The organism is Methylomagnum sp. (assembly GCF_054333355.1).
On record NZ_JBTEKS010000224.1, the window covers coordinates 1 to 7,456 of the forward strand.

Below are 7,456 nucleotides of genomic sequence, written 5' to 3' on the forward strand. Positions count from 1 at the left end.
CCGCCACCAGGCCATGATGGTCAAGCGTGTGGCTCGCGTAAGCATTCGCATCGGGGGCGTCGGAAAGATGGAGGGCGTCGTGGTTCATGCTTGCGGGGAAAACGCGCAATTGTAGTCAAGGGAGGTGCGGAAAGACGGGTATTAGCCGCAACTATATCGTATGGCCGATTCGGCGTTTTCGGCCAAGAGAAGCGACTCGAGGAATGCGGTGCCGCCCTGTGTCGCATAGGGTTCCTGGGTTGAACCGACTACGATATTGGCCGGCGGCTCCGAGCTGGCAAGCAATTGGGCATAGGCGTTGCCCGCGAACGACGGAGGCAGCCCCGTCGATTGGATTTGCCGGATCAGCGAAAGTATCTGATTGAATGGGGCGGAGGGCGGATCATCCGTAAAACCAGTGTCGGATACCGGTTGCGTATAGATCGGATGGGGATGATCGGCGCCGGTCGTCCCGATGATGTACGGATTTACGGTCGAGATCACGATATTGCTTGACGCTTCGCGCAAAGCGAAGCGCAGACTGTTGGCGTAGGCCAGCAAGGCTCTCTTCGCCGAAACATATTGCTGTATCCAAGGGAGAAGCGGATCGGTTCCGCTGACCAGATAAGCCGCGCTGGACACGGTAAAAAGGACACGTGCATAGCCTTGGGCAGGCATGAGCGGGAGGAGCGCATTGGTGACCCGAATGTGTCCCAAATATAAAGTTTCTGTCGCCAGTTGAAGTTGCTCGAAATAGAAGGAGGAGGAATCCAGCGTGGCAGGGGCAACGGGACCGATCACAAAGCGCCCGGCATTGTTGATCAGGATGTCTACTTTTTTCCTGCGATTCAGCCTGCGATTAAGCGCTTTAATGAATTTATCCACCGATTTCGGCTTGGTAATGTCCAAATCAAGCAAGGGGTACGCGGGGGGATTGGGGACAGTCTTCACATTGCGGGAGGTGCCAATCACCTCGGCGCCCCGCGCGGCCAGCGCCTCCGCAGCAGCTCTCCCGATGCCGCGCGACGCGCCGGTGATCACCGCCAGCTTGCCATGCAAGTCGATCTCGGGTTCGAAGTTTTCCAAAGGATAGTAGCGAGGATCGAGTATCGCGCCCCCGTTCGCAGCTTTGGCTGTCTCGGCCATGAATACACTGCCAAGCATCGAAGGCAGCGCGATGGAAGTCGCCGCCACGGCGGTGGGCACCCGTAGGAAATCCCGCCGGGTGATGCCGGCGGGTCTCGAAGATATGTCCTGGCATACATTCGGCATTTCGTCTTGCTTGCTCATCTCACTCTCCTTATTTGTGGACTTATTGGGTGCTATCACCCAATCACAGGCTAGCGATATACTTTTTGCGGGTCATCACTCGTTCGAGTGAGACGAAAGCGTATAAGGCGGCGCAACTTGCCTAAAAGGAGGCACGAAACTCATGCCCGACTCAGCCATGCCTTGCTCGTTGGAAGAGTTCTCGGCAGCGGTCGAAGTGATTTACGACTGTGTGATCCAGCCCGAGCGGTGGCGGGAAGCGGTGCGCACGATCTGCGCCCTATGCGAGAGTCCCTATGGGTCGGTCAGCGTTTTTGATCTTGAGACTTGCGACAACATCCGGCTCTACGATCACGGGTACAGTCCGGAATACTGGTATGAGTATCAGCGTTACGCCGCCGAGCATCCCATTCTGCCCGCCGTAAGATTCATGCCGGAGGGCGATGTCACCACCATAGCCTTGGGCTGCGGCGATGAGGAGTTCTTCGGCAGCCGCGTCTATCGGGAATTCCTGCAACCACGCGGCCAATGCGACTTCATTGGTCTTTTGGCGCTGCGGACCGGTTCACGGATAGGCTATCTGCACGCCTGCCGGAACCTCGATCAGCCGCGCTATGGGGCCGATCAGATTCGAATATTTAATCTGCTGTCCAAGCATGTGTGCCGGGCGATGAAGATCTCCGACCTGTTCGATTTGCGCACACTGCAAACCGAGACGCTTGAGCAAACCCTCGACGGCTTGGCAGCCGGCGTATTCCTCTGCGCTCGCGATGGCCGCGTCGTGCACATGAACAGCGCGGCCCGGCAGCAGATCCACGCCGGTCGCGCGCTTCGCCTCGTCGGCAGTCGCCTGTCGCCAGCCGACCCAAATGCATCGCGCCAGCTTGCCTCGGCGCTGGCGGATGCCGTGGACGAAGAGGCCGAAACGCTACACGGTGGGCATTCGATCGCATTGCCCGATCGCGATAGTGCCGGGCTGGTCGCGACCGTACTGCCGCTCGGGCGGGGCAGGCGGCAAAGCATCTCGAAACCGTTCGCGGCCGCCGCCGCGATATTCGTGCAGGATCCGGCGGTCTTACCCTTGTTTCCGGGCGAGGCATTCGCCAAACTCTATGGCCTGACCGGAGGAGAATTGCGCGTCGCTCTTGCCATGGCGCCTGGCTTTCAGCTCGAAGAGATTGCCGATATGCTTGGGATAGGTTTACAGACTGTGAAGACCCATCTTCAGCACATCTTTCAGAAAACCAACACGTCACGGCAGGTAGACTTGGTCGCGCTTATGTCCCGAATGTCCGGCCCCATGAAAACGGGCTGATCGCGTTGTAACAGACAGGACGTTCCCCTCCATTTCATCGCGCTCCCGCTAACGATCAAGGCGGCCACCGCCTATCACCATACCGCCGGAATCAGCCCTATGTCCGATCCCACCGATGCCATGACGTTGCTCCCGGAACCGCTCCAGCTACCGGTGACTCTTGCCCTGGACGAATTCCGCCGGAATGCAGGCGATCGGGCGGTCGAAACCTTACCGCCCGACATCGCCAACTCGCTGGTCCGGGTGTGGGCCGCCAGCCCCTTCGTGGCCGGACATTGCGCCCGTCGGCCCGCGCTGTTGTGGGACTTGGTGGATTCGGGGCGTCTCACGCGGGCCAATGGCGAGGATGAATATCGAGAATTGCTGCGCCCCGTCCTCGAAGCCGCCAGCGGCGAGGCGGGCTTGATGGCCGCGCTGCGCCGCTTCCGCCACCGCGAGATGGTCCGCCTCGCCTGGCGGGACATCGCCGGTTGGGCGCCGCTGGAGGAGACGCTACTGGACGTGTCGCGGCTGGCGGAAACCTGCGTGGATGAAAGTTTGGCTTTTCTGTTCCGCCAAGCCTGCGCGATGCGGGGCACGCCGCTGAACCGGCACGGTCAGCCGCAATCCCTGGTGGTGCTGGGCATGGGCAAGCTGGGGGCGTGGGAGTTGAATTTTTCCTCGGACATCGACCTGATTTTCGCCTACCGCGACGACGGCACGCTGCCCGACAAGAAGGAAACCAGTTATTCCGAGTTCTACACCCGGCTGGCCCGCAGTCTGGTGAAGGCGCTGGACGCGGTGACGGAGGATGGCTTCGTGTTCCGGGTCGATACCCGGCTGCGCCCGTTTGGGGACTCGGGGGCGCTGGCGCTGAGCTTCGACGCCATGGAAGCCTATTACCAAGCCCAGGCGCGGGAATGGGAACGCTATGCCATGGTGAAGGCGCGGACCATCGCCGGGGATTTCGAGGCGGGGCGCGAGTTGGAGGAATTCCTGCGGCCCTTCGTGTACCGCCGTTATCTGGATTACCGCGCTTTGGGTGAACTGCGCGACCTAAAGCAAAAGATTTCCTTGGAACTGCAACGCAAGGACCGCCAGGAAAACGTCAAGCTGGGACCGGGCGGCATCCGCGAGATCGAATTCATCGGCCAGGCATTCCAGTTGATCCGGGGCGGGCAGGACAAGCGGCTGCGGGAGCGGCGCATCCTGGCCGTGTTGGAGACCTTGCGGGAACTGCGGCTGCTGCCGGACAAAGACGTGGACACGCTGGTGCGGGCTTATCGTTATCTCCGCACCGTCGAAAACCGCTTGCAGCAATACGCCGACCGCCAGACCCACGATTTGCCGACTTCGCCAGTGGAGCGGCTGGTCATCGCCCACGCTTTGGGGCACGCCGATTGGGGGGCGTTCAAATGGGAGCTGGACACCCGGCGGGCCAGGGTGCATGGGATTTTCCAGCAAGTCATCGCGGGCGCTCAGGGCGAAGCGGCGACGCCTCCGGTCCTCAACGGCGATGCGGCGCAGACGGCGGCGGCGTTGCGGGCTGTGGGCTGGGCCGAGCCGGACGCGGCGGTGCCGGTGCTGGAACGCTTCCTGATTTCCCGTCATGTCCGCAACATGACCCAGCGCGGCGAGGCCGAATTGAAGCGGCTGCTGCCCATGGTGCTGCGGGCGGTGGCCGGGACCGGGCAACCCTTGGCGTCCCTGGAGCGGATACTGGAAATCATCGAGGCCGTCGCCAGCCGCAATGTCTACCTGACCCTGTTGGCGGAAAACCCCCCGGCCTTGGCCCAGTTGGCGAAGCTGGCCGCGACCAGTCCATGGATCAGTAACTACATCGCCCGCCATCCGCTGCTGCTGGACGAACTGATGGACCCGCGCAGCCTGTATACGCCGCTAACCAAGGTGGAACTGGCGCGGGAGTTGGCGCGAAAGCTGGATTCGGTCGATCCCAAAGACCTGGAGCAACTGATGATCGCCCTGCGCCAGTTCAAGCAGGCCAACGTGCTGCGGGTGGCGGCGGCGGATTTGTCGGAAGCCATCCCGATCCGGGTGGTCAGTGATTTCCTCACCTACATCGCCGAAACCGTGGTCGAGTCCGCCATGCGACTAGCTTGGCAGACCACGGCGGAGAAGCATGGCCCGCCGCCCGGCGCTCGCTTCGATGAGCCGGACGGCTTCGCGGTCATCGCCTACGGCAAGCTGGGTGGGTTTGAATTGGGCTACGGCTCTGATCTGGATTTGGTGTTCCTTTACGACGGCGTCGGCACCGCGCCGACCACGGGCGACAAGCCGGTGACGACCGCCGAATTCTTCTCGCGGGTCGGCAAGCGCATCATCCACATCCTCACCACCAACACCCCGGCGGGCGTGCTGTACGAGACCGATTTGCGGCTGCGGCCTTCGGGCGGCTCGGGTCTCTTGGTCAGCAGCGTGGAAGCCTACGACACCTACCAGATGCAAAACGCCTGGACCTGGGAGCAGCAAGCCCTGGTGAAAGCCCGGTTCATCGCGGGCGATCCGGCGGTGGGGGCGAAGTTCCAGGCCATCCGCGAGAAGTCCCTGCGCCGCGAGCGGGACACCGCCGCGTTACGCGCCGAAGTCCGGGACATGCGCGAGAAAATGCGCGAAAGCTTAGGCTCGAAAGACCCGGCCAGCTTCGCCCTCAAGCAAGACCCCGGCGGTATCGTCGATATAGAGTTTCTTGTACAATTCGGCGTCCTTTCGGGTGCCCACACCCAGCCAAACCTGACGGAATGGACCGATGTGGTACGCCAATTGGATTCACTGACGGTGGCCGGTTTTACCGGCGCGGATGATGCCGAATTCCTGCGGCAAACCTACTGGGCGCTGCGCGAACGAACCCACCGGGCTTCTTTAAAAGAAGCGCCCGCCACGGCCCCGGCGGACGAATACCTGGAACCGCGCTCCCGCGTTCAGCAGATTTGGCGGGATGTGATGGAGCGCTGAACCTTTTCGACAATACCCCCGCAACAATTTTCTTAACCCAAGCATCGGAGAACGACTGATGGCGATGGATGACAAAGACGGCGTCATCTGGCTCGACGGCGAATGGCTGCCCTGGCGCGATGCCAAGGTCCATGTGTTGACCCATACCCTGCATTATGGCTGCGGCGTGTTCGAAGGACTGCGCGCCTACCGCACCGACCGGGGCGCGGCGATCTTCCGCCTGCGCGACCACACCGACCGGCTGTTCCGCTCGGCTCACATCATGAACATGGCGATGCCTTTCGATAAGGCCACCCTGGACCGGGCGCAGTGCGGAGCCGTGAGCCGCAACAATCTGGCGAGTGCCTACATCCGCCCGATGGCCTTCTTCGGCTCCGAAGCGATGGGCCTGCACGCCAAGAACATCAAGACCCACGTCATGGTCGCCGCCTGGGAATGGGGCAGCTATTTGGGGCAGGACGGCATCGAAAAGGGCATCAAGGTCCGCACGTCCTCCTACACCCGCAACCACGTCAACAGCGTGATGTGCAAGGCGAAGGCCAACGGCAATTACATCAACTCCATCCTGGCGGTGCGCGAAGCGGTGGAATGCGGTTGCGACGAAGCCCTGTTGCTGGACCACGAGGGCTATGTGGCGGAAGGCAGCGGCGAGAACATCTTCATCGTGCGGCGTGGCAAGCTCTACACCCCGGACCTGACCTCGGCCTTGGAAGGCATCACCCGCGAGACGCTGTTCACCATCGCCCGCGAGCAAGGGCTGGAAGTCGCCGAGAAGCGCATCACCCGCGACGAGGTGTACGTGGCCGACGAGGCGTTCTTCACCGGCACGGCGGCGGAAGTGACGCCGATTCGCGAACTGGATGGCCGGATCATCGGCAATGGCGGACGCGGCCCCATTACCGAGAAGCTGCAAAGCCTGTATTTCGATTATGTCCACGGGCGGCGGGAAGATCACCGGGAGTGGTTGAGTCTGGTCGAGTAAGGGCTAATCGCTCTGGAAATCAAAAAGGGTCACTTGGGTGGCCCTTTTTTATTGGCGGCACAAACCAAAAGGGCGGCCCCAGCCTACGCCGGGACCGCCCTTTCTCGCCGGGAAAACGCCGGGCTATTTAGCTCAAAACCCCCTGCAACAACCCATTCAACCGCTTCACGAACGCCGCCGGATCATCCAACTGGGCGCCCTCGCTCAGCACCGCCTGGTCGTACAGGATATTGGTCAGGTCGGCGAAACGGGCCTCGTTGGCCTCGTCGCGCAGCCGCGAAACCAGCGAATGGTCCGGGTTGATCTCGAAGATCGGCTTGGAAGTCGGCATCCCCATCCCCATGCCGCCCTGGCCCGCCGCCTTCATGATGCGCTCCATGGTCCGGCTCATGCCGTACACCTCGCTCACCAAACAGGCCGGGGAATCGGTCAAGCGACCCGACACCTTCACCTCGGCCACCTTGTCGCCCAGCACGGATTTGATGCGCTCAATCAGCGGCTCCAATTCCTTGGTGGCTTCCTCGACGTGCTGCTTATCGGATTCGTCCTCTAAGCTGCCCAGGTCCAGTTCACCCTTCGCCACCGATTGCAGGTGCTTGCCCTCAAAATCGGTGAGATAGCCCACCAGCCAATCATCCACCCGGTCGCTCAGAAGCAGCACTTCCAGCCCTTTTTTACGGAGCAGTTCCAAATGCGGGCTGTTCTTGGCGGCGGCGAAGTTCTCGGCGGTGATGTAGTAAATCTTGTCCTGGCCCTCCTTCATCCGGCCCACGTAATCGTCGAGCGAGACGTTCTGCTCGTCCGAATCGGTGTGGGTCGAGGCGAACCGCAGCAACTTGGCGATGCGTTCCTTGTTCTTGAAGTCCTCAATCGGGCCTTCCTTGAACACCTGCCCGAACTCCTTCCAGAACGCGGCGTACTTGTCGGCATCGTTCTTGGCGAGGTCTTCCAACATGCCC

General features: G+C 61.5%; 4 protein-coding genes and 1 pseudogene. 3 read left to right on the plus strand and 2 right to left on the minus strand.

The window, feature by feature from the left end:
• Nucleotides 1-141: 141 nt before the first annotated feature.
• Nucleotides 142-1,269, minus strand: a complete 1,128-nt coding sequence (locus tag ACXWUF_RS15370; protein WP_458495531.1) for an SDR family NAD(P)-dependent oxidoreductase — start codon at nucleotides 1,267-1,269, stop codon at nucleotides 142-144.
• Nucleotides 1,270-1,411: 142 nt separating this feature from the next.
• Here ACXWUF_RS15370 and ACXWUF_RS15375 point away from each other — a divergent pair, with 142 nt between their 5' ends.
• From ACXWUF_RS15375 to ACXWUF_RS15385, 3 genes are all read left to right on the plus strand, one after another.
• Entirely contained in the window at nucleotides 1,412-2,563 is a 1,152-nt protein-coding gene (locus ACXWUF_RS15375; protein ID WP_458495532.1) for a helix-turn-helix transcriptional regulator, read from the plus strand.
• A 99-nt stretch (nucleotides 2,564-2,662) separates the two neighbouring features.
• Nucleotides 2,663-5,515, plus strand: a complete 2,853-nt coding sequence (gene glnE, locus ACXWUF_RS15380; protein WP_458495533.1) for a bifunctional [glutamate--ammonia ligase]-adenylyl-L-tyrosine phosphorylase/[glutamate--ammonia-ligase] adenylyltransferase — start codon at nucleotides 2,663-2,665, stop codon at nucleotides 5,513-5,515.
• A 58-nt stretch (nucleotides 5,516-5,573) separates the two neighbouring features.
• Nucleotides 5,574-6,497 carry a branched-chain amino acid transaminase gene (locus tag ACXWUF_RS15385; RefSeq protein WP_458495534.1) on the plus strand — a complete coding sequence of 308 codons (924 nt, stop codon included), beginning with the start codon at nucleotides 5,574-5,576 and terminating at the stop codon, nucleotides 6,495-6,497.
• A 127-nt stretch (nucleotides 6,498-6,624) separates the two neighbouring features.
• Here ACXWUF_RS15385 and ACXWUF_RS15390 read toward each other — a convergent pair.
• A pseudogene (locus ACXWUF_RS15390) lies at nucleotides 6,625-7,456 on the minus strand (molecular chaperone HtpG); the annotation flags it as partial.

What these genes read in the sequence shown, in the direction of transcription:
- ACXWUF_RS15385 (WP_458495534.1), top strand. Translation starts at nt 5,574, where the DNA reads ATGGCGATGGATGACAAAGACGGCGTCATCTGGCTCGACGGCGAATGG.
- glnE (WP_458495533.1), top strand. Translation starts at nt 2,663, where the DNA reads ATGTCCGATCCCACCGATGCCATGACGTTGCTCCCGGAACCGCTCCAG.
- ACXWUF_RS15370 (WP_458495531.1), bottom strand. Translation starts at nt 1,269, where the DNA reads ATGAGCAAGCAAGACGAAATGCCGAATGTATGCCAGGACATATCTTCG.
- ACXWUF_RS15375 (WP_458495532.1), top strand. Translation starts at nt 1,412, where the DNA reads ATGCCCGACTCAGCCATGCCTTGCTCGTTGGAAGAGTTCTCGGCAGCG.